At 60.7% G+C, this 19,074-nt stretch carries 17 protein-coding genes; 9 read left to right on the top strand and 8 right to left on the bottom strand.

All coding sequences use genetic code 11. The features are described from left to right. Positions 1–4: 4 nt before the first annotated feature. Positions 5–943 carry a bifunctional riboflavin kinase/FAD synthetase gene (gene ribF / locus AD670_RS11370; RefSeq protein ID WP_053131769.1) on the bottom strand — a complete coding sequence of 313 codons (939 nt, stop codon included), beginning with the start codon at positions 941–943 and terminating at the stop codon, positions 5–7. A 119-nt stretch (positions 944–1,062) separates the two neighbouring features. After that, on the bottom strand, positions 1,063–2,601 hold the full coding sequence (murJ, locus tag AD670_RS11375) for a murein biosynthesis integral membrane protein MurJ (RefSeq protein WP_053131771.1): 1,539 nt from the start codon (positions 2,599–2,601) through the stop codon (positions 1,063–1,065). Between the two features lie 253 nt (positions 2,602–2,854). Here murJ and rpsT point away from each other — a divergent pair, with 253 nt between their 5' ends. Then, positions 2,855–3,133 (top strand): 30S ribosomal protein S20, encoded by a 279-nt coding sequence (rpsT, locus tag AD670_RS11380; protein ID WP_003188401.1) that lies wholly within the window; start codon positions 2,855–2,857, stop codon positions 3,131–3,133. Between the two features lie 186 nt (positions 3,134–3,319). Here rpsT and AD670_RS11385 read toward each other — a convergent pair whose 3' ends face one another. Then, a complete protein-coding gene (locus tag AD670_RS11385) occupies positions 3,320–3,805 on the bottom strand; it encodes a peptidylprolyl isomerase (RefSeq protein ID WP_027606858.1) in 486 nt (161 codons plus the stop codon). 52 nt (positions 3,806–3,857) lie between these two features. Between AD670_RS11385 and AD670_RS11390 the strand changes: the two genes are divergently transcribed. The 3 genes from AD670_RS11390 to AD670_RS11400 all read left to right on the top strand — a co-directional run bounded on the left by AD670_RS11390 (position 3,858) and on the right by AD670_RS11400 (position 7,167). Continuing rightward, complete coding sequence (locus tag AD670_RS11390) at positions 3,858–4,094, top strand: DUF3565 domain-containing protein (protein WP_256243893.1); 237 nt, start codon at positions 3,858–3,860, stop codon at positions 4,092–4,094. A gap of 79 nt (positions 4,095–4,173) precedes the next feature. Continuing rightward, positions 4,174–6,273, top strand: a complete 2,100-nt coding sequence (gene pta / locus AD670_RS11395) for a phosphate acetyltransferase (RefSeq protein ID WP_053131777.1) — start codon at positions 4,174–4,176, stop codon at positions 6,271–6,273. Beyond that, complete coding sequence (locus AD670_RS11400) at positions 6,274–7,167, top strand: acyltransferase (protein WP_053131781.1); 894 nt, start codon at positions 6,274–6,276, stop codon at positions 7,165–7,167. Positions 7,168–7,341: 174 nt separating this feature from the next. On the opposite strand, the gene cysN is transcribed toward AD670_RS11400, so the two are convergent. The 3 genes from cysN to AD670_RS11415 all read right to left on the bottom strand — a co-directional run bounded on the left by cysN (position 7,342) and on the right by AD670_RS11415 (position 11,062). Next, positions 7,342–9,240 (bottom strand): sulfate adenylyltransferase subunit CysN, encoded by a 1,899-nt coding sequence (cysN, locus tag AD670_RS11405; RefSeq protein WP_053131784.1) that lies wholly within the window; start codon positions 9,238–9,240, stop codon positions 7,342–7,344. A gap of 9 nt (positions 9,241–9,249) precedes the next feature. Beyond that, on the bottom strand, positions 9,250–10,167 hold the full coding sequence (gene cysD / locus AD670_RS11410; RefSeq protein ID WP_017137614.1) for a sulfate adenylyltransferase subunit CysD: 918 nt from the start codon (positions 10,165–10,167) through the stop codon (positions 9,250–9,252). 136 nt (positions 10,168–10,303) lie between these two features. Continuing rightward, positions 10,304–11,062, bottom strand: coding sequence for a Nif3-like dinuclear metal center hexameric protein (locus tag AD670_RS11415; protein WP_053131787.1), 759 nt, complete (start codon positions 11,060–11,062; stop codon positions 10,304–10,306). Positions 11,063–11,164: 102 nt separating this feature from the next. Here AD670_RS11415 and algW point away from each other — a divergent pair, with 102 nt between their 5' ends. Both algW and AD670_RS11425 read left to right on the top strand, forming a co-directional pair. Further along, entirely contained in the window at positions 11,165–12,319 is a 1,155-nt protein-coding gene (gene algW, locus AD670_RS11420; protein WP_053131789.1) for a Do family serine endopeptidase AlgW, read from the top strand. 112 nt (positions 12,320–12,431) lie between these two features. Next, positions 12,432–14,528, top strand: a complete 2,097-nt coding sequence (locus AD670_RS11425; protein ID WP_053131792.1) for a TonB-dependent siderophore receptor — start codon at positions 12,432–12,434, stop codon at positions 14,526–14,528. A gap of 104 nt (positions 14,529–14,632) precedes the next feature. Here the strand turns inward: AD670_RS11425 and hemH are convergent, their stop codons facing one another. Continuing rightward, positions 14,633–15,658: a ferrochelatase gene (hemH, locus tag AD670_RS11430; RefSeq protein ID WP_053131795.1), complete on the bottom strand. Its 1,026-nt coding sequence runs from the start codon at positions 15,656–15,658 to the stop codon at positions 14,633–14,635. A 15-nt stretch (positions 15,659–15,673) separates the two neighbouring features. Next, positions 15,674–16,573 carry a TIGR01777 family oxidoreductase gene (locus AD670_RS11435; protein ID WP_053131798.1) on the bottom strand — a complete coding sequence of 300 codons (900 nt, stop codon included), beginning with the start codon at positions 16,571–16,573 and terminating at the stop codon, positions 15,674–15,676. 212 nt (positions 16,574–16,785) lie between these two features. On the opposite strand from AD670_RS11435, the gene AD670_RS11440 reads away from it, so the two are divergent. The 3 genes from AD670_RS11440 (at position 16,786) to AD670_RS11450 (ending at position 19,062) form a co-directional block, all read left to right on the top strand. After that, positions 16,786–17,772: an NAD(P)/FAD-dependent oxidoreductase gene (locus AD670_RS11440; protein WP_053131801.1), complete on the top strand. Its 987-nt coding sequence runs from the start codon at positions 16,786–16,788 to the stop codon at positions 17,770–17,772. Beyond that, positions 17,769–17,984, top strand: coding sequence for a TIGR02450 family Trp-rich protein (locus AD670_RS11445; protein WP_053131803.1), 216 nt, complete (start codon positions 17,769–17,771; stop codon positions 17,982–17,984). The genes AD670_RS11440 and AD670_RS11445 overlap by 4 nt, the downstream gene beginning before the upstream one ends. Before the next feature lie 112 nt (positions 17,985–18,096). Then, the gene (locus AD670_RS11450; protein ID WP_053131806.1) at positions 18,097–19,062 is read left to right on the top strand and encodes a DUF523 and DUF1722 domain-containing protein; all 966 of its coding nucleotides are present in this window, start codon (positions 18,097–18,099) and stop codon (positions 19,060–19,062) included. Positions 19,063–19,074 lie beyond the last annotated feature (12 nt).

A 19,074-nucleotide genomic window follows, 5' to 3' on the forward strand; every position in this document is an offset into this window, starting at 1 on the left:
TCGGTTAGCGATGGGCGCTAGGTGCGGCTAGTGCACGGGCGGCGGCGACATCCGCATTGATCGCCGTTTTCAACGCCTCAAGCGAGGCGAAACGCTGCTCTTCACGCAGCTTCTGGTGGAAAACCACCGTCAAACGCCGGTCATACAGATCACCGGCAAAATCCAAAAGGTGAACTTCCAGGTGGGCCTTGCCATCACCTGCAACCGTGGGCCTGACGCCTATGTTGGCGACTCCCGGCCACGGCTGGCCGTCGATGTCGACGCTGACCAGGTAAACCCCGGTGAGCGGCACACGGCGGCGCTTGAGTTGCACGTTGGCGGTTGGCGTGCCCAGTTGGCGCGCCAGCTTCTGACCGTGCAGTACCCGTCCGGCAATGCGGAACGGGCGACCGAGCAAACGCTCGGCCAGGGCGAAGTCGGCAGCGGCCAGGGCGTTACGCACCTGGGTGCTGCTCACGCGCAGGCCGTCCAGTTCGACGGTTTGTGCGGCTTCGACGGTAAAGCCTTGGGTGATACCAGCCTGTTGCAGGAAATCGAAATCGCCTACGCGGTCGCACCCGAAACGGAAGTCGTCGCCGACCTCCAAATGCTGTACGCCCAGGCCGTCTACCAATATGCGGTCGACGAACTCGGCAGCGCTGAGGCTTTGCAAACGCTGGTTGAAAGCCAGGCAGAGGACGCGGTCCACACCCTCTTCGGCCAGCAGTTGCAGCTTGTCCCGCAGACGGGCCAGACGCGCCGGCGCCGTTTCCGGGGTGAAATACTCCCGCGGCTGCGGCTCAAAAATCACCACGCAGCTGGGTACGCCCAACTCGACCGCACGCTCGCGCAGCCGGGCCAGGATAGCCTGGTGGCCACGGTGAACACCGTCAAAGTTGCCAATAGTGGCGACGCAGCCCCGATGTTCAGGGCGCAGGTTGTGGAGACCTCGAACCAGCTGCATAACGCGCTTCTTGCTCATAAAGTGGTCGATTATAACCACACCCGGCCCCGGACGACAGGCAACAGCGCAGGGCAAATGGATCGAATCGATAAAACAACCGTTTTATCGCGGCAAACTCTCTAGCTCAATGACTTGCGATTGAAATCCCGCAGGCGGAACCCCTGCAGCAGCAACATCCCGAAGTACACCACCACACCGGCCACGACCAGCACACCCAGGCGCATGAAACGCTCGAGCATATGGCCTTCATCCCAGGCCGGCATGAAGTGCATCAGGCCGAGCAATACCGCCGACATCATCGCAACGGCCACCAGCAACTTGAGGGCAAACATGCCCCAGCCCGGCTGGGGCTGAAACATCTGTTGCTTGCGCAGTTGATAAAACAACAGGCCGGCGTTGATGCACGCACCGGCACTGATGGCCAGGGCCAGGCCGGCGTGGGCCAGTGGGCCGATAAACAGCAGGTTGAGCAGTTGCGTGACGATCAGCGTAAAGATCGCGATCTTTACCGGGGTACGGATGTTCTGCTGGGCATAGAAGCCAGGCGCCAGCACCTTGATTACGATGATGCCGAGCAGGCCGACGGAATACGCAACCAGCGCATGCTGGGTCATCAACGCATCATGTGCGTCGAATTGCCCGTATTGGAACAGCGACACTGTCAGCGGCTCGGCCAGGATCCCCAAGGCCAGTGCGCACGGCAGGACCAGGACGAAGCACAGGCGCAGCCCCCAATCGAGGATGCGCGAGTATTCCTGGCGATCCTTGCTGGCGTAGGTGCGTGCCAGCGTCGGCAGCAAAATGGTGCCCAGCGCCACGCCCAGCACGCCGGACGGCAATTCCATGAGGCGGTCGGCGTAATACATCCACGACACCGAGCCGGATACCAGCAGCGAGGCGAACGCGGTGTTGATGATCAGGGAAATCTGGCTCACCGACACGCCAAGGATCGCCGGCAACATATTGCGCATTACGCGCCACACGCCGGTGTCCTTGAGGTTCAGGCGCGGCAATACGAGCATGCCGATCTTTTTCAGGTGCGGCAGCTGGTAGAGCAATTGCGCCAGGCCACCGGCCAGCACGGCCCAGCCAAGGGCCATGACCGGCGGATCGAAGTAAGGTGTCAGGAACAGTGCAAAGATAATCATGCTGACGTTAAGCAGCGTCGGCACGAACGCCGGCACCGAGAAACGGTTCCAGGTGTTGAGGATCGCACCGGCCAGGGATGACAGCGAGATCAGCAATATATAAGGAAAGGTCACCCGCAACAGATCAGTGGTCAGCGCGAATTTTTCCGGCGTATTGGCAAAACCCGGCGCCGTGGCCCAGATCACCCAAGGCGCGGCGAGCATGCCGACGAGGGTCACCAGCATCAGCACCAGGGTCAGCAGGCCCGAGACGTAGGCAATGAAGGTACGGGTCGCCTCCTCCCCTTGCTGGGTCTTGTACTCGGCCAGAATCGGCACGAACGCCTGGGAAAATGCGCCCTCGGCAAAGATCCGCCGCAGCAGGTTGGGCAGTTTAAACGCAATAAAGAACGCATCCGTGGCCATGCTGGCGCCAAAAATACGCGCCAGCAGGGTGTCACGCACAAACCCCAAAACCCGGGAGATCATCGTGATAGAGCTGACGGCGGCCAACGATTTGAGCAGATTCATTGAAAGAGTTTGCGCCTATAGATAAAGAGCAGGCGAACTAAGCGCCTACTTATGCGATACTGCGCGCCTGCAACAGCACAGCGCCAAAGCTCGCGAGTTTACAGGTCAAGCGCCGGAAATAAATCACCCGCCTCTTCAGATCGACCACTCAGCAGTTCGCATCAGCCGGCCTTGACAACACATCAAGTCATCGGCATGATTCGCGGCCTATTTTGTTTGCTATTTCCTAAAAAGTCTTTCGAGGAGCTCGACGGTGGCCAACACACCTTCCGCCAAAAAACGTGCAAAACAGGCTGAGAAGCGTCGCAGCCACAACGCCAGCCTGCGTTCCATGGTTCGTACCTACATCAAGAATGTAGTTAAAGCCATCGACACCAAAGACGCTGAAAAAGCTCAAGCAGCTTACGTTCTGGCTGTGCCAGTTATCGACCGTATGGCCGATAAAGGCATCATCCACAAGAACAAGGCCGCTCGTCATAAGAGCCGCCTGAATGGCCACATCAAGGCTCTGAGCGTTCCTGCTGCAGCCTAAGTGGTAACAACTGCGACGCAGCCCCGGTTGCGAAACAGTTAAGAAATGCCCCGTACCGAAAGGTCCGGGGCATTTTTGTTTGTGCCTGAAAATACGCCCTCCTACAGGTGGATGTGGTGATTCTCAGACAAAAAAACGCCCCGAACCAGTCGGGGCGTTTTGGCTACCACTTGATCAAAACATCAATCAATGGTGATGACCGCCTTCACCGTGGACGTGGCCGTGGGCCACTTCTTCCTGGGAAGCGTCACGGATGGCAACGATCTTCACTTGGAAGTTCAGGCGCTGGCCAGCCAGAGGGTGGTTGCCGTCGACGGTAACGTCGTCGCCATCCAGGTCACGGATAGTGACGATCTGCATTTGGCCGTCCGGCGCGGAAGCGTGGAACTGCATGCCCACTTCCAACTCATCAACACCTTCGAACATGCTGCGGCTCAGGGTGCTGACCAGTTCGGCGGAATATTCGCCGTAGGCATCTTCAGGTTCTACGGCAACGGTCAGTTCATCACCGACACTCTTGCCTTCCAGGGCCTTTTCCAGGCCTGGGATGATGTTACCTGCGCCTTGCAGGTAGACCAGCGGCGCGCCGCCGGCTGAGCTGTCGATGACCTCACCAGCGTCGTTGGTCAGGGTATAGTCGATGGAGACAGCCTTGTTAGCGGCGATCGTCATGGGGCGAGACCTTTTGCATAAGAATGAAGAACGGACAAGTCTAAACAAGGATTTGCCCGAAAGCGAACAGAACCCGGACGGACGGGACCGATCAACGGCATCCTTGATCATCGGTTTCCACCAGGACGAGGAGGATCACTGGGTTGCCGAGCTGTCTTGCGGCCACACCCAGCACCTGCGCCACCAGCCGCCATGGCAGTCCCGCGCGTGGGTACTCGACCCTGCGCAGCGCCTGGAAAAAATAGGCCAGCCCTTTGCCTGCGGCTGGTGTGCGCGAGCGCCCGAATAACGATAACCTTGGCACCTGATTCCCGGCAGGCACTCAGCCATAGAGCGCCACCGAAGCCATGCACCTCCAGAGAATTCGCATGCAGACTTTTTTTATCGCGCCCACCGATTTTGGTGTGGGCCTGACCTCCATCAGCCTTGGGCTGGTGCGTACCCTCGAGCGAGCCGGACTGAAAGTCGGCTTCTTCAAGCCGATTGCCCAGCCGCACCCTGGCGATACTGGCCCTGAGCGCTCCACTGAACTGATAGCGCGCACCCACGGACTGAAACCACCACAGCCCCTGGGCCTGGCTCACGTAGAGCGGATGCTCGGCGACGGCCAACTCGACGAACTGCTCGAAGAAATCATCACCCTTTATCAGCAGGCCGCCGTGGGCAAGGACGTGCTGATCGTCGAAGGCATGGTGCCGACCCGCAGCGCCAGCTATGCGGCGCGGGTCAACCTGCACTTGGCCAAGAGCCTGGATGCGGAAGTGATCCTGGTCTCGGCTCCGGAAAACGAAGTACTTACCGAACTCTCCGGCCGCGTGGAATTGCAGGCCCAGCTGTTCGGCGGCCCGAAAGACCCGAAAGTGCTCGGTGTGATCCTGAACAAGGTCCGTACCGACGAAAGCATGGAAGCCTTCTCGGCACGCCTCAAGGAGCATTCGCCCTTGCTGCGCAGCGGCGATTTCCGCCTGCTCGGCTGCATTCCTTACCAGCCGGAACTCAACGCGCCACGCACCCGCGACGTGGCCGACCTGATGGGCGCACAGATCCTCAATGCCGGCGACTACGAAACCCGGCGCATGACCAAGATCATCATCTGCGCCCGCACCATGCGTAACACCGTGGAGCTGCTCAAGCCCGGCGTGCTGGTGGTGACCCCCGGCGACCGCGACGACATCATCCTCGCCGTCAGCCTGGCCGCGATCAACGGCGTGCCCCTCGCCGGCCTGCTGCTGACCAGCGACACCCTGCCCGACCCGCGCATCATGGAGCTCTGCCGCGGTGCGTTCCAGGCCGGGCTGCCGGTGCTGTCGGTGAGTACCGGCTCCTACGAGACCGCCAACCTGCTCAACAACCTCAACAAGGAAATCCCCATCGATGACCGCGAGCGCGCGGAGATCATCACCGATTTCGTCGCCAGCCACCTCGATGCGCGCTGGCTGCACCAGCGCTGCGGCACGCCACGGGAGATGCGCCTGTCGCCGGCGGTGTTCCGATACCAGTTGATCCAACGCGCCCAGGCCGCCAACAAACGCATCGTGTTGCCCGAGGGCAGCGAGCCGCTGACCGTGCAAGCCGCCGCCATCTGCCAGGCAAGGGGCATCGCTCGCTGTGTGCTGCTGGCCAAGCCGGCTGACGTGGAAGCCGTCGCCCGCGCCCAGGGCATCGAATTGCCCGAAGGCCTGGAGATTCTCGACCCGGACCTGATTCGCCAGCGCTACGTCGAGCCCATGGTTGCCCTGCGCAAAAGCAAGAGCCTCAACGCACCGATGGCCGAGCAGCAACTGGAAGACACCGTGGTGATCGCCACCATGATGCTCGCGCTGGATGAAGTGGACGGCCTGGTCTCCGGCGTTATCCATTCCACCGCCAACACTATTCGCCCGGCCCTGCAGTTGATCAAGACCGCACCGGGCTGCACCCTGGTGTCGTCGGTGTTCTTCATGCTGTTTCCCGAGCAGGTGCTGGTCTACGGCGACTGCGTGATGAACCCGCACCCCAGTGCCGCCGAGCTGGCGGAAATCGCCTTGCAAAGCGCCGACTCGGCCGCCGCCTTCGGCATCACCCCGCGTGTGGCGATGATCAGCTACTCCAGCGGCGACTCGGCCAGCGGTGAGGAAGTAGAGAAAGTCCGCGAAGCCACCCTGCTCGCCCATGAACAGCAAAGCTCGCTGCTGATCGACGGCCCGTTGCAATACGACGCCGCCGCCAACGAAACCGTGGCCCGCCAACTGGCCCCCGACAGCCTGGTCGCCGGCAAAGCCACTGTGTTCGTGTTCCCGGACCTGAACACCGGCAATACCACCCACAAGGCCGTGCAACGCAGTGCCGATTGCGTCAGCCTCGGGCCGATGCTCCAGGGCCTGCGCAAACCGGTCAACGACCTGCCACGCGGTGCCCAGGTCGACGACATCGTGTACACCATCGCACTGACTGCGATCCAAGCCGCCAACCGACCTATGGATATCTAAATGCTGGATTTTCTACCTGCCGCCGTACGCGGGGTGATCGCGTCCTTGTTGCTGGCGCTGAACACGATCCTGCTGTGCTCATTCCTGTTCATCGTGGCGCTGTTCAAGGCGCTGCCCTTCGCCAAACGCTTCAGCGAATGGCTGATGAACCACACCCATGAAGCCTGGGTTACCAACAACAAGGGTTGGATGAACCTGGTGCGCAGCACCCGCTGGCACCTTAAAGGCCTTGAAGGCCTGGACTACCAGCACTCATACCTGGTGACCAGCAACCACCAGAGCTGGGTCGACATCATGGTCCTGCAATACGTGCTCAATCGTCGGATTCGCCCGCTGAAGTTCTTCCTCAAGCAGGAGTTGATCTGGGTGCCGGTGATTGGCCTGGCGTGGTGGGCGCTGGGCTTTCCCTTCATGAAGCGCTACACCAAGGCCTACCTGGAAAAACACCCGGAGAAGAAAGGCAAAGACCTGGAAACCACCCGCAAGACCTGTGCGAAGTTTCGCGACAACCCGGTGGGGATTTTCAACTTTGCCGAAGGCACGCGCTTTACGCCGGGCAAGCACGCACAGCAGAAGTCGCCGTTTCGTTACCTGCTCAAGCCCAAGGCGGGTGGTATCGCGTTTGTGCTGGATGCCATGGGGGAACAGCTGAAATCACTGGTAAACGTGACCATTCACTATCCTGGTGGGCGCCCCGGTTATTGGGATTTGCTGTGTGGGAATGTGAAGGAGGTGGTCGTGCAGTTTGAGGAAGTGCAGATTCCGGCCGAGTTCATCGGCAAGAATTATGAGCAGGATGGGGAGTATCGGCTGGCGTTCCAGGGTTGGATCAACCGGTTGTGGGAAGAGAAGGATGTGTTGCTCGAAAAACTTCACCGCGACTTTCCTGCTTGACACCTGTAGGAGCGAGCTTGCTCGCGAAGGTCGTTAACGATGACGTTGGCATCCTGATTCAACGCGGCGCACTCAGGTTTTTCGCGAGCAAGCTCGCTCCTACAGAGATCACGGTTCGCATGAAAAAGCCCGCCACCAAGTGATCGGTGGCGGGCTTTTTTGTGCGCTTGAGGCTTAGATCGCGCCGCGCTGGCGCAGCAATTCCAGCACTTGCTTGACGCTGTCTTCCAGCGACAGGGCCTGGGTGTCGATCACCAGATCGGCATTCAACGGCACGTCGTACGGGAAGGATTCGCCAGGGATGTTATCCCCGCCCGCCGCGTACAAGCCTTGCGGATCACGCTCGGCGCACACCAGCGGCGAGGCTTGCACGTAGACCGTCAGCAAGCGATCAGCACCAATCAGTGCCTTGGCCTGTTCACGGCCTTCGGCATCCGGGGCGACGAACGCGGCCAGGGTCAGCAGGCCGGCTTCGTTGAACTGACGCGCCACGTGGGCAGCACGACGCCAGTTCTCGGTACGCCCGGTACGGTCCTGCGGCAATCCTTTGTTCAGGTCGTGACGCAGGTTCTGGCCATCCAGCACAAACACCGCGCGGCCCATGTCGAACAGTTTGCGCTCGACCGCGTAGGCCAAGGTGCTCTTGCCTGCGCCCGACAGGCCGCTGAACAACACAGTCGCCGGTTGCTGACCGAAACGCAGGGCGCGTTCTTCGGTGGCGACATGGGCCAACTTGCCGTGCTGCCCCGCACTGCCGTGAGTGACCGGTGGCGCAATGATCATGCCCGCCGCCACAGTGCCGTTGGTCAAGCGGTCGATGACGATAAACGCACCGGTGGTGCGGTTGCTGTCATAGCCATCCAACGCGATGGCGGCATCGAGGCTGACCTTGACCCGGCCGATCTCGTTCAACTGCAGCGAACTCGCCGGGCCTTCGGCCAGGGTGTTCACATCCACACGGTGCACAATGCTGGTGATGGAACCCGGCACGTAGCTGGTGGCGCGCTTGATGTCGTATTTCTTGCCCGGCAGCATCGGCTCTTCGGCCATCCACACCAGCATGGCGTCGAAGGCGTCGGTCACTTGCGGCACGTTGTCGGCATGCACCAGCAGGTCGCCACGGGAGATGTCGATCTCGTCTTCCATGGTCAGGGTCACGGCCTGGCCTGGGCCGGCGTGCTCCAACTCACCTTCGAAGGTGACGATGGATTTGACGCGGCTGCTCTTGCCCGACGGCAGCACCACGACTTCGTCGCCTTTGTGCACGATGCCACTGGCCAGGGTGCCGGCAAACCCACGGAAGTTCAGGTTCGGTCGGTTGACGTACTGCACCGGGAAACGCAGGTCGGTGTAGTTACGGTCGTTGGCGATCTCGACGGTCTCGAGGATCTCCATCAGCGACTGGCCGGTGTACCAAGGCGAACGCTCGCTCTTGTTCACCACGTTGTCGCCCTTGAGTGCCGACATCGGCACGAAGGCCATGGTGCTTGGCTTGAACGCGATGCCTTCGGCGAACTTCAGGTAATCGGCCTTGATCGACTCGAACACGCTTTGGTCAAAGCCATTGATGTCCATCTTGTTGACGGCGATCACGATGTGCTTGATGCCCAGCAACGAGGCGATATAGCTGTGGCGACGGGTCTGGGTCTGCACGCCGTAACGGGCGTCGATCAGGATGATCGCCAGGTCACAGGTGGATGCACCGGTGGCCATGTTGCGGGTGTACTGCTCATGGCCGGGGGTGTCGGCGATGATGAATTTGCGCTTGGCGGTGGAAAAGTAGCGGTAGGCGACATCGATGGTGATGCCCTGCTCACGCTCGGCCTGCAGGCCGTCGACCAGCAACGCCAGGTCGATGTCGTCACCGGTGGTGCCGGACTTTTTCGAGTCACGGGTGATGGCTTCCAGGTGATCTTCGTAGATCATCTTGGAGTCGTGCAGCAGGCGCCCGATCAGGGTGCTCTTGCCGTCGTCGACGTTGCCACAGGTCAGGAAGCGCAACATTTCCTTGCGCTCGTGCTGGCCCAGGTAGGCGAGGATGTCCTCGCTGATCAAATCAGATTGATGCGACATGACAGCCCCTTAGAAATAGCCTTGACGTTTTTTATCTTCCATCGAGCCTGCACCATCGTGGTCGATGACACGGCCCTGGCGCTCGGAAGTTCGCGTCAGGAGCATTTCCTGAATGATGTCCGTCAGCGTCTCGGCTTCGGACTCCACCGCGCCCGTCAACGGGTAGCAGCCAAGGGTACGGAAACGTACTTTCTTTTTGACGATTCTGGCTTTGTCTTCGTCGGACAGGTGTTCGAGGATGCGGTCGTCGTCGATCATGATCAACGTGCCGTTCTTCTCGATGACATCACGTTCGGCGGCGAAGTACAGCGGCACGATCGGGATGCCTTCCAGGTAGATGTACTGCCAGATGTCCAGCTCGGTCCAGTTGGACAGCGGGAACACACGGATCGACTCACCCTTGTTGACGTTGCCGTTGTAGACGTTCCACAGCTCCGGGCGCTGGTTCTTAGGGTCCCAGCGGTGCTTGCTGTCGCGGAACGAGTACACGCGCTCTTTGGCACGGGATTTCTCTTCATCGCGACGGGCACCGCCGAACGCAGCGTCGAAACCATGCTTGTCCAAGGCCTGTTTGAGGCCTTCGGTCTTCATGATGTCGGTGTGCTTGGCGCTGCCGTGGGTGAACGGGTTGATGCCCTGCGCCACGCCGTCCGGGTTGACGTGGGTGATCAGGTCCAGGCCCAGCTCTTCGACCATCTTGTCGCGGAACTTGTACATCTCCTGGAATTTCCAGCGGGTGTCGACGTGCATCACCGGGAACGGCAATTTGCCTGGGAAAAAGGCCTTGCGCGCCAGGTGCAGCATCACGGCGGAGTCTTTACCGATCGAGTAGAGCATCACCGGGTTATCGAACTCGGCGGCGACCTCGCGGATGATGTGGATGCTTTCCGCCTCCAGCTGTTTCAGATGCGTCAGTTTGTCGACCATGGTTACTCACGGAAAAACGATCTTATGGACGGCCAGCGGGCCGTGTTCGAGCGGGGCATGCTAGCACAGCACCTTCTTCTATTCAGGGCGCCAGCTAGATCGAAACGGTATATCAATATGCCCCAAGGTTTGGCAGTCAAATCGGGTTGGGGCAATCGATGAACAGGTGCTCCAGGGCAAAGCGCCGCGCCAGGTAATCGCCCAGTGCCTGCACGCCGTAACGCTCGGTGGCGTGATGGCCGGCGGCAATGAAGCTGATGTCGTTTTCCCTGGCGCTATGGAAAGTCTGCTCGGAAGCTTCGCCGCTCAGGAACAGGTCCACGCCAGCGGCAATCCCGTGGTCGATGTAGCCCTGGCCACCGCCGGTGCACCAGCCGACGCGACGGATCATCTGGCTGCCCTCGATCAACAGCGGCTCGCGGCCCATCACGTCCTGCACGCGCCGTGCGAAGTCGCGGGGCGACAGTGGTTCGGCGAGCGAGCCGACCAGGCCGACAATCTTGGGGTTGCTCGGGTCCAGCGGGCCTTCGACCGTGATGTCCAACTGGCGGGCAAGCTGCACGTTGTTGCCGACCTCGGGGTGCAGGTCCAGCGGCAGGTGGTAGGCCAGCAGGCTGATGTCATGTTTGAGCAGGGTTTTCAGGCGGCGTTGCTTCATGCCGGTGATGCAGGGGTTTTCGCCTTTCCAGAAATAACCGTGGTGCACCAGGATCAAATCGGCCTGGGCTTCGACGGCCGCGTCCAGCAAAGCCTGGCTCGCCGTGACGCCGCTGACGATGCGCATCACTTGCGGCCGCCCCTCGACCTGCAGGCCATTGGGGCAGTAATCGGCAATTTTTGCGCTGCCAAGGTAGCGGTCCGCTTCCTCGACGAGGGTGGTAAGGGGGACGGCCATAAAAGACTCCTAAATATCCCGTTCCGAGGCGCTCGCAGCCTCGTATAATGCGCGACATTATGGGCGCTCTCCCGCCCCCTGCAACCTGTCAGGACTTACTTGATGCTCAAGGCACTGCGTTTTTTTGGATGGCCATTGTTGGCTGGCGTGCTGATCGCGATGCTGATTATTCAGCGTTATCCCCAGTGGGTGGGCTTACCCAGCCTTGATGTGAACCTGCAACAGGCACCGCAAACCAGTGCGGTAGTGCAAGGCCCGGTGACTTATGCAGATGCGGTAGTCATTGCGGCCCCCGCCGTGGTCAACCTGTACACCACCAAGGTCATCAACAAGCCGGCGCATCCGCTGTTTGAAGACCCGCAGTTTCGCCGCTATTTCGGTGACAACGGGCCCAAGCAGCGCCGCATGGAGTCCAGCCTGGGTTCCGGGGTGATCATGAGCCCCGAAGGCTACATCCTTACCAATAACCACGTGACCACCGGCGCCGACCAGATTGTGGTGGCCCTGCGTGACGGCCGCGAAACCCTCGCCCGCGTGGTGGGCAGCGATCCGGAAACCGACCTCGCGGTACTGAAGATCGATTTGAAAAACCTGCCGTCCATCACCCTCGGCCGCTCCGATGGACTGCGGGTGGGTGATGTGGCACTGGCCATCGGCAACCCGTTCGGGGTGGGCCAGACGGTGACCATGGGCATCATCAGCGCCACCGGACGTAACCAGTTGGGGCTTAACAGCTACGAAGATTTCATCCAGACCGACGCGGCAATCAACCCAGGCAACTCCGGCGGTGCGCTGGTGGATGCCAATGGCAACCTGACCGGCATCAACACGGCGATCTTCTCCAAATCCGGCGGTTCCCAAGGCATCGGTTTTGCGATCCCGGTGAAGCTGGCGATGGAAGTGATGAAGTCGATCATCGAGCACGGCCAGGTAATTCGCGGCTGGCTGGGGATTGAAGTACAGCCGTTGACCAAGGAATTGGCCGAGTCGTTTGGCCTGACCGGGCGTCCCGGCATCGTGGTCGCCGGGATCTTCCGCGATGGCCCGGCGCAGAAAGCCGGCCTGCAACTTGGGGACGTGATCCTCAGTATCAACGGCGAACCGGCCGGAGATGGCCGTAAGTCGATGAACCAGGTCGCGCGGATCAAGCCGACCGACAAGGTGGCGATCCAGGTCATGCGCAACGGTAAAGAGATCAAGCTGCTGGCGGAAATCGGCCTGCGCCCACCGCCTGCGCCGGTCAAAGAAGAGGAATAAACCGGCTCCACAGGTACCCGTTCGCGGGTACCTGTAAGCATATATTTCAAAGCAAAAGCATTCTCATTAGACATGTTATATTGTTTCAATATTGCCATTGGAACGCTCTATCATGCCGTCTCGAAAGTTTGCCCCCCTGGCTGGCCTGGCCTTGGGTCTGCTGCTGGATCCCGCGTTTGCCGAAGAAAACACCGTTGAGCTGGACACCATCAGCGTCACTACCGACGCCTATGAATCCGCCACCGGCCCGGTCAACGGCTACCGCGCCACCCGCTCTGCCAGCGCGACCAAAACTGACACCGCCCTTCGCGATATCCCACAGTCCATCAGCGTGATTCCCGCCTCGGTACTCACTGACCTGGGCAGCACCAACGTGGAACGCGCCCTGGAGTTTGCCGGCGGCGTGTCCAAACAGAACAATTTTGGCGGCCTCACGCTCTACGAATACAGCGTGCGCGGCTTCACCACATCGGAGTTCTATCAGGACGGTTTCAGCGCCAACCGGGGCTACCCGAGCACGCCGGACGCGGCCAATATCGAACGTATCGAAGTGCTCAAAGGCCCGGCCGCCAGCCTGTATGGCCGTGGTGATCCCGGCGGCACCGTGAATATCGTCACCAAAAAGCCTCAGCCTGAAGCCTTCACCACCCTGCAAACCAGCGCCGGCAGTTGGGACCGTTATCGCACCGCCCTGGATGTCAACACGCCGGCGGACAGCGAGGGCAACCTGCTGTCACGGGTCAACCTGGCGGTGGAAGACAACAACAGCTTCCGCGATCACGTCGAGAGCAAGCGTGTATTTGTCGCGCCCTCATTCAGCTGGCAGTTGGACCCGGACACGTCCCTGCTGGTGGAGAGCGAATTCGTCCGCCACAGCTCCACCTTCGACCGTGGCATCGTCGACGCCCCCAGCGTATCGCGCTCCACCTTCCTCGGCGAACCCAACGACGGCACTATCGACAACCACAACAACCGCATCCAGGCCACCCTTGAACATCACCTCAACGACGCCTGGAAACTGCGCCTGGCCAGCCATTACAAACAGGGCAGCCTATGGGGCGACGCCTCGGAAAACCGCGCACTGAACACCGACGGCCATACCCTTAACCGCCGTTACCGCGAACGCTCCACGGGCTGGCACGACAGCATCACCCAGCTGGAACTGCGCGGCCTGTTCGAGGTTGGCAGTTGGCAGCACGAACTGCTGGTCGGCACCGAATACGAGGACTACCGCAAAAAAGAGCGCGTCACCACCATTGCCGGCAGTCCCTACGCCATCGACCTCTACAACCCGGTCTACGGCCAGCCCAAACCCAATGGCGCACGCTCCGGCACCGACTTCTTTGAACAGACCAAAAGCCAGGCGCTGAACCTGCAAGACCAGATCATCTTCACCGACCGCCTGCGCGGCATGATCGGCGCGCGCTTCGAGCACTTCGAACAAAGCACCGACGACTTCACCCGCAACCACGCCAAGAGTCGGCAAACCCACGACGCACTTACCCAGCGCGCCGGCCTGCTCTATCAACTGACGCCAGAGGTCGGCGTATTCGCCAACGCCTCCACCTCGTTCAAACCCAACAGCGGCCTGGACGCCACCGGCAAAACCTTCAAGCCCGAAGAAGGCGTGGGCTATGAAGTGGGGATCAAGAGCGAGCTGTTCGACGACCGCCTCAGCGCCACCCTCGCCGCCTTCCATATCGAAAAGGAAAACGTGCTGGCCCTGGACCCGGCCACCAATACCAACCGCGCCATGGGCAAGGCACGCAGCCAGGGATTTGACCTGCAACTGACGGGACAACTGACCGATGCCGTACGGGTGATCGGCGCCTTTGCCTACATCGATGCCGAAGTGACCAAAGGTGATAAAGCCATACCTACGGGCAGCCGAATACTCGGCGTGGCCAAGCGCAGCGGCAGTCTGCTGGGGGTGTATGAATTCCAGGAGGGTGCCTTGCGCGGTTCAGACCTGGGCGCGGCATTCACTTATGTGGGTGATCGCTCCGGTGAAGCGGGCACTCGTTTCGAGTTGCCCGCCTACCACACCGTCGACCTTCTGGCCCATTACAAAGCCACGCCGAACGTTACTGTGGGCCTGAACCTCAACAACCTGTTCGATGAAAAGTACTACGAGCGGTCCTACAGCAATTATTGGGTCAACCCCGGCGAGCCGCGCAACCTCACCGTCAGCCTGACCCTCAACCTCTAACACACCCCCTGTAGGAGCGAGCTTGCTCGCGAAAAACCCGAGAGCGCCGCGTTAATCCAGACGCCCTGCTTTATCGTTAACGACCCTCGCGAGCAAGCTCGCGCCTACAGTGACAGCGGTGCTCTTTCGCAGAGCGTATTGAGCGCCGCCGCCCATTGCGGGTCATCATTGAGGCACGGCACCAGCACCAACTCCTCACCGCCCGCCTCGCGAAATTGCTCCAGCCCGCGATCACCGATCTCTTCCAGGGTCTCGATGCAATCGGCAACAAAGGCCGGGCACATCACCAGCAGCTTTTTCACCCCTTGCTGGGCCAGCGCTTCCAGGCGTGCCTCGGTATAAGGTTCGATCCACTTCGCACGGCCCAGGCGCGACTGGAACGCCACTGACCATTTGTCGTCGGACAAGCCCAGACGCGCAGCGAAATCCCGGGCAACGCTGAAGCATTGCGCGCGATAGCAGGTGGCGAGCACCTCGGGGGAGGCGTTCTTGCAGCAGTCGGCATCCTTGAAGCAATGCTGGCCGGTAGGGTCGAGCTTTTTCAGATGACGCTCGGGCAGCCCGTGAAAACTCAACAACAAGTGGTCGTAATGCTGCTCGACATACGGCCGTGCACTTGCCGCCAGCGCATCCAGGTATTCGGGTTGGTCGTAGAAGGGTTGCAGGATCGAGAACTGCACGCTGAGCTTTTTATCGCGCACCACACGCCTGGCTTCTTCAATCACCGTGGTCACGGTGCTGTCGGCAAATTGCGGGTACAAAGGCGCCAGGGTGACTTTTTGAATGCCTTGGGCAGCCAATCGCGTCAGGGTGGTCTCCAAGGAAGGCTCGCCATAACGCATCGCCAACTCCACCGGGCCCTGGGTCCACTGCGCGGTCATCTGCTGTTGCAGGCGACGGCTGAGTACCACCAGCGGCGAGCCCTCGTCCCACCAGATCGAGGCATAGGCATGGGCCGACTGCTCGGGGCGCTTGATCAGGATCAGCGACACCAGCAAGCGCCTAACCGGCCACGGCAGGTCGATCACATAAGGGTCCATCAGGAACTGATTGAGGTAGCTGCGCACATCGGCCACCGAAGTGGACGCCGGTGAGCCCAGGTTAACCAGTAACAACGCGTGATCCGTCATGCAACTTCCTATCTCTTAGAGGCGACTGGACAGTTCATCCAAAGCCGCATGCAACTCAGTGAACTGAAAAATGAAACCGGCGGCCATCAAGCGTTCGGGAATCGCCTTCTGCCCGCCCAGCAACAGCCCCGACAACTCGCCCAAGCCCACCTTTAACGCAAAGGCCGGCATCGGCATGAAGGCCGGGCGGTGCAGCACCTGGCCCAATGCCTTGGCGAACTCACGGTTACGCACCGGGTGCGGCGCGCAGGCATTATAAGGACCGCTGGCGTCATCCTTGTGCAGAAGAAAATCAATCAGGGCGATTTGATCCTTGATATGTACCCACGGCATCCACTGCCGCCCCGTGCCGATAGGCCCGCCCAGCGCGAGTTTGAACGGCAGCAGCAGGCGCGACAAAAAGCCGCCCTCGGCTGCCAGCACCAGGCCGGTACGCACCAGTACCACGCGGATGCCCATGGCTTCGGCGCGCTGGGCGGTTTCTTCCCAGGCGATGCACAGCTGGCTGGGGAAATCGTCCTGCACCGGCCCGCTGGCCTCGGTCAGTTCGCGCTCGCCGCCGTCGCCATACCAGCCCACCGCCGAACCGGAAACCAACACCGCCGGCTTTTGCGCCAGGCCGTCGAGCCAGGCCAGCAGGGTCTCGGTCAAGCCGATGCGGCTGCTCCATAGCAGCGCCTTGCGTTTGTGGGTCCAGGGACGGTCAGCAATCGGCGCGCCGGCCAGGTTGACCACCGCGTCCACCGCGCCGGTCACGTCCTCCAGACGCCCAACACCCAGCACCGTCGCACCGCACAACCGAGCGACATCTTCAGGATAGCGACTCCACACCGTCAGGCGATGGCCTTGGGCAATCCAGTGTTGGCAGAGTTGGCGACCGATCAGGCCGGTACCGCCGGTCAGCAAAATATGCATGGGACGCTCCTCATGTAACGTTCGCCGCCGATCACTGGTCTATTTTATAAGCAGGGATCAATTTGTAATCGGGCGTGACTTTTGTTTAAGCCTCATGGTTAACCATAGGTCACGCCAAGCGATCAGGTACGCCAAAACTTATACCAAAAAACAATATTGTACAGCTATTGGTGTCGGCGTAGTCTGTACCCAACGGTAAAACGAGGCCTCCCATGACTGTCCCCATCGCGATCATCGGTACCGGCATTGCCGGTCTCTCCGCCGCCCGAGCGTTACAAGACGCGGGGCACGTTGTACAACTCTTCGATAAAAGCCGTGGCAGTGGTGGCCGCATGTCCAGCAAGCGCAGCGATGCCGGCGCGCTGGACATGGGCGCCCAATACTTCACGGCCCGCGACCGACGCTTCGTCAACGAAGTGCAGCGCTGGCAAAGCAACGGCTGGGCAGAGCAATGGAAGCCGCAGTTGTACAACTTCAAGTCCGGCCAGCTCACGCCCTCCCCCGATGAACAGATCCGCTGGGTCGGCACGCCACGCATGAGCGCAATCACCCGCGCTCTGCTCGACGACCTGCCGGTGGAGTTCGTTTGCCGTATCACCGAAGTCTTCCAAGGCAAGCAACACTGGAACCTGCTGGATGCCGATGGCGAAAATCACGGCCCGTTCAGCCACGTGATCATTGCCACACCCGCCCCCCAAGCCACTGCGCTGCTGGCCGCCGCTCCCAAGCTGGCGAGTGCCGCCGCCGGGGTGAAGATGGACCCGACCTGGGCCATCGCCCTGGCCTTCGACAAGCCCCTGGATACGCCGATGGAAGGCTGTTTCGTGCAAGACAGCCCGCTGGATTGGCTGGCGCGCAACCGCAGCAAACCGGGACGCGACAACACCCTCGACACCTGGGTACTGCACGCCACCAGCACCTGGAGCAAGGCCCACCTGGACCTGTCCAAGGAAGCGGTGATCGAACACCTGCACGGTGCCTTCGCCGAATTGCTGCACAGCGCCATGCCCGCACCGTCCTTCAGCCTGGCGCACCGCTGGCTTTACGCCCGACCGTCCAGCGCCCATGAATTCGGGGTGCTGGCCGACGCCGACCTGGGCCTGTACGTGTGTGGCGACTGGTGCCTCTCGGGCCGAGTGGAAGGCGCGTGGCTCAGTGGCCAGGAAGCCGCGCGACGGCTGATCGAGCACCTGCAATGAACCGCATCAACCCCGCCAAATTGCTGCTGTCGAAATGGACAGCAGCCCTGCCGCGCAACAAGGAAAAACACTTCCTGGTCACCGAACTGTTTCGTGATGAAGAAGGCACGGTGCTGGAAATCGAGCTGCAAGCCGTGATGACCAAGCGCGCTCAGCGCCTGGCCTGGCAAACCCTGCAAAATGCCGAGGATTGGCACATCGGCTGGAAATAGTCTCTACGCAAATACCTGTACAAAATATTTGACTTGTACAGCATCAAACCTATGATGAGACTTAGTTGTACAGACTTTAGATTTTGTACAGGATTCTCGCAGAGGTTTGGCCATGCCCACCACACCGTCCATCAAGCCGAAGATTGGCATCAGCGCCTGCCTGCTGGGCGAGAACGTGCGTTTCAATGGTGGCCACAAGCAATCCCAGCTATGCAGCGAAATACTCGCCGAGTATTTCGACTTCGTACCGCTGTGCCCGGAAGTGGCGATCGGCCTGGGCATCCCCCGTGAAACCATTCGCCTGGTGGGCGATGCCGAACAGCCCCAGGCCGTCGGCACCGTACACCGTGAGCTGAATGTCACCGCGCCGCTGGACGCATACGGGCGCAAAATGGCCGCCGAACACACTGACCTGTGTGGCTACATCTTCATGCAGAAGTCGCCGTCCTGCGGCCTGGAACGCGTCAAGGTCTATCGGGACAACGGCGCACCGGTGGAGGGCGGCGGACGCGGCATTTACGCCCAGGCGTTCTGTGCGCGCCACCCCAACCTGCCGGTGGAAGAAGACGGCCGCCTGAATGATCCGGTGCTACGGGAAAACTTCCTGACCCGCGTCTTCGTTTACGCCAGCTGGCAACAACTGCTGGCGGAGGGCCTGACCCGTCATCGCCTGCTGGCCTTCCATTCGCGCTACAAATACCTGTTGATGGCCCACAGCCCCGCGCATTACAAAAACCTGGGCCACCAACTCGGCAGCATGGCCAAGCACGTCAACCTCGACGAGTTGGGCGCCTGCTATTTCAGCGACCTGATGACCGGCCTGAAAAAGTGCGCCACCCGCGGCACCCACACCAACGTGCTGCAACACATCAGCGGCTACCTCAAGCAAGCCATCAGCGCTGATGACAAACAGGAAATGCAAACGGTCATCGGCCAGTACCACCAGGGCATTGTGCCGCTGGTGGTGCCCTTGACCCTGCTCAAGCATCACTTTCGCCAACACCCGGACCGCTACATCGCGCAGCAGGCCTACTTGCAGCCGCATCCGGAAAATCTCAGCCTGCGTAATGCGATCTAGACCATGAAAAGC

The sequence above is a fragment of the Pseudomonas sp. MIACH genome (assembly GCF_001269925.1).
Taxonomy (GTDB): Bacteria; Pseudomonadota; Gammaproteobacteria; order Pseudomonadales; family Pseudomonadaceae; genus Aquipseudomonas.

What these genes read in the sequence shown, in the direction of transcription:
- AD670_RS11445 (WP_053131803.1), top strand. Translation starts at nt 17,769, where the DNA reads ATGAACCGCATCAACCCCGCCAAATTGCTGCTGTCGAAATGGACAGCA.
- cysD (WP_017137614.1), bottom strand. Translation starts at nt 10,167, where the DNA reads ATGGTCGACAAACTGACGCATCTGAAACAGCTGGAGGCGGAAAGCATC.
- murJ (WP_053131771.1), bottom strand. Translation starts at nt 2,601, where the DNA reads ATGAATCTGCTCAAATCGTTGGCCGCCGTCAGCTCTATCACGATGATC.
- algW (WP_053131789.1), top strand. Translation starts at nt 11,165, where the DNA reads ATGCTCAAGGCACTGCGTTTTTTTGGATGGCCATTGTTGGCTGGCGTG.
- AD670_RS11450 (WP_053131806.1), top strand. Translation starts at nt 18,097, where the DNA reads ATGCCCACCACACCGTCCATCAAGCCGAAGATTGGCATCAGCGCCTGC.
- AD670_RS11440 (WP_053131801.1), top strand. Translation starts at nt 16,786, where the DNA reads ATGACTGTCCCCATCGCGATCATCGGTACCGGCATTGCCGGTCTCTCC.
- ribF (WP_053131769.1), bottom strand. Translation starts at nt 943, where the DNA reads ATGCAGCTGGTTCGAGGTCTCCACAACCTGCGCCCTGAACATCGGGGC.
- AD670_RS11435 (WP_053131798.1), bottom strand. Translation starts at nt 16,573, where the DNA reads ATGCATATTTTGCTGACCGGCGGTACCGGCCTGATCGGTCGCCAACTC.
- pta (WP_053131777.1), top strand. Translation starts at nt 4,174, where the DNA reads ATGCAGACTTTTTTTATCGCGCCCACCGATTTTGGTGTGGGCCTGACC.
- AD670_RS11425 (WP_053131792.1), top strand. Translation starts at nt 12,432, where the DNA reads ATGCCGTCTCGAAAGTTTGCCCCCCTGGCTGGCCTGGCCTTGGGTCTG.
- hemH (WP_053131795.1), bottom strand. Translation starts at nt 15,658, where the DNA reads ATGACGGATCACGCGTTGTTACTGGTTAACCTGGGCTCACCGGCGTCC.
- cysN (WP_053131784.1), bottom strand. Translation starts at nt 9,240, where the DNA reads ATGTCGCATCAATCTGATTTGATCAGCGAGGACATCCTCGCCTACCTG.
- AD670_RS11415 (WP_053131787.1), bottom strand. Translation starts at nt 11,062, where the DNA reads ATGGCCGTCCCCCTTACCACCCTCGTCGAGGAAGCGGACCGCTACCTT.
- AD670_RS11400 (WP_053131781.1), top strand. Translation starts at nt 6,274, where the DNA reads ATGCTGGATTTTCTACCTGCCGCCGTACGCGGGGTGATCGCGTCCTTG.
- AD670_RS11385 (WP_027606858.1), bottom strand. Translation starts at nt 3,805, where the DNA reads ATGACGATCGCCGCTAACAAGGCTGTCTCCATCGACTATACCCTGACC.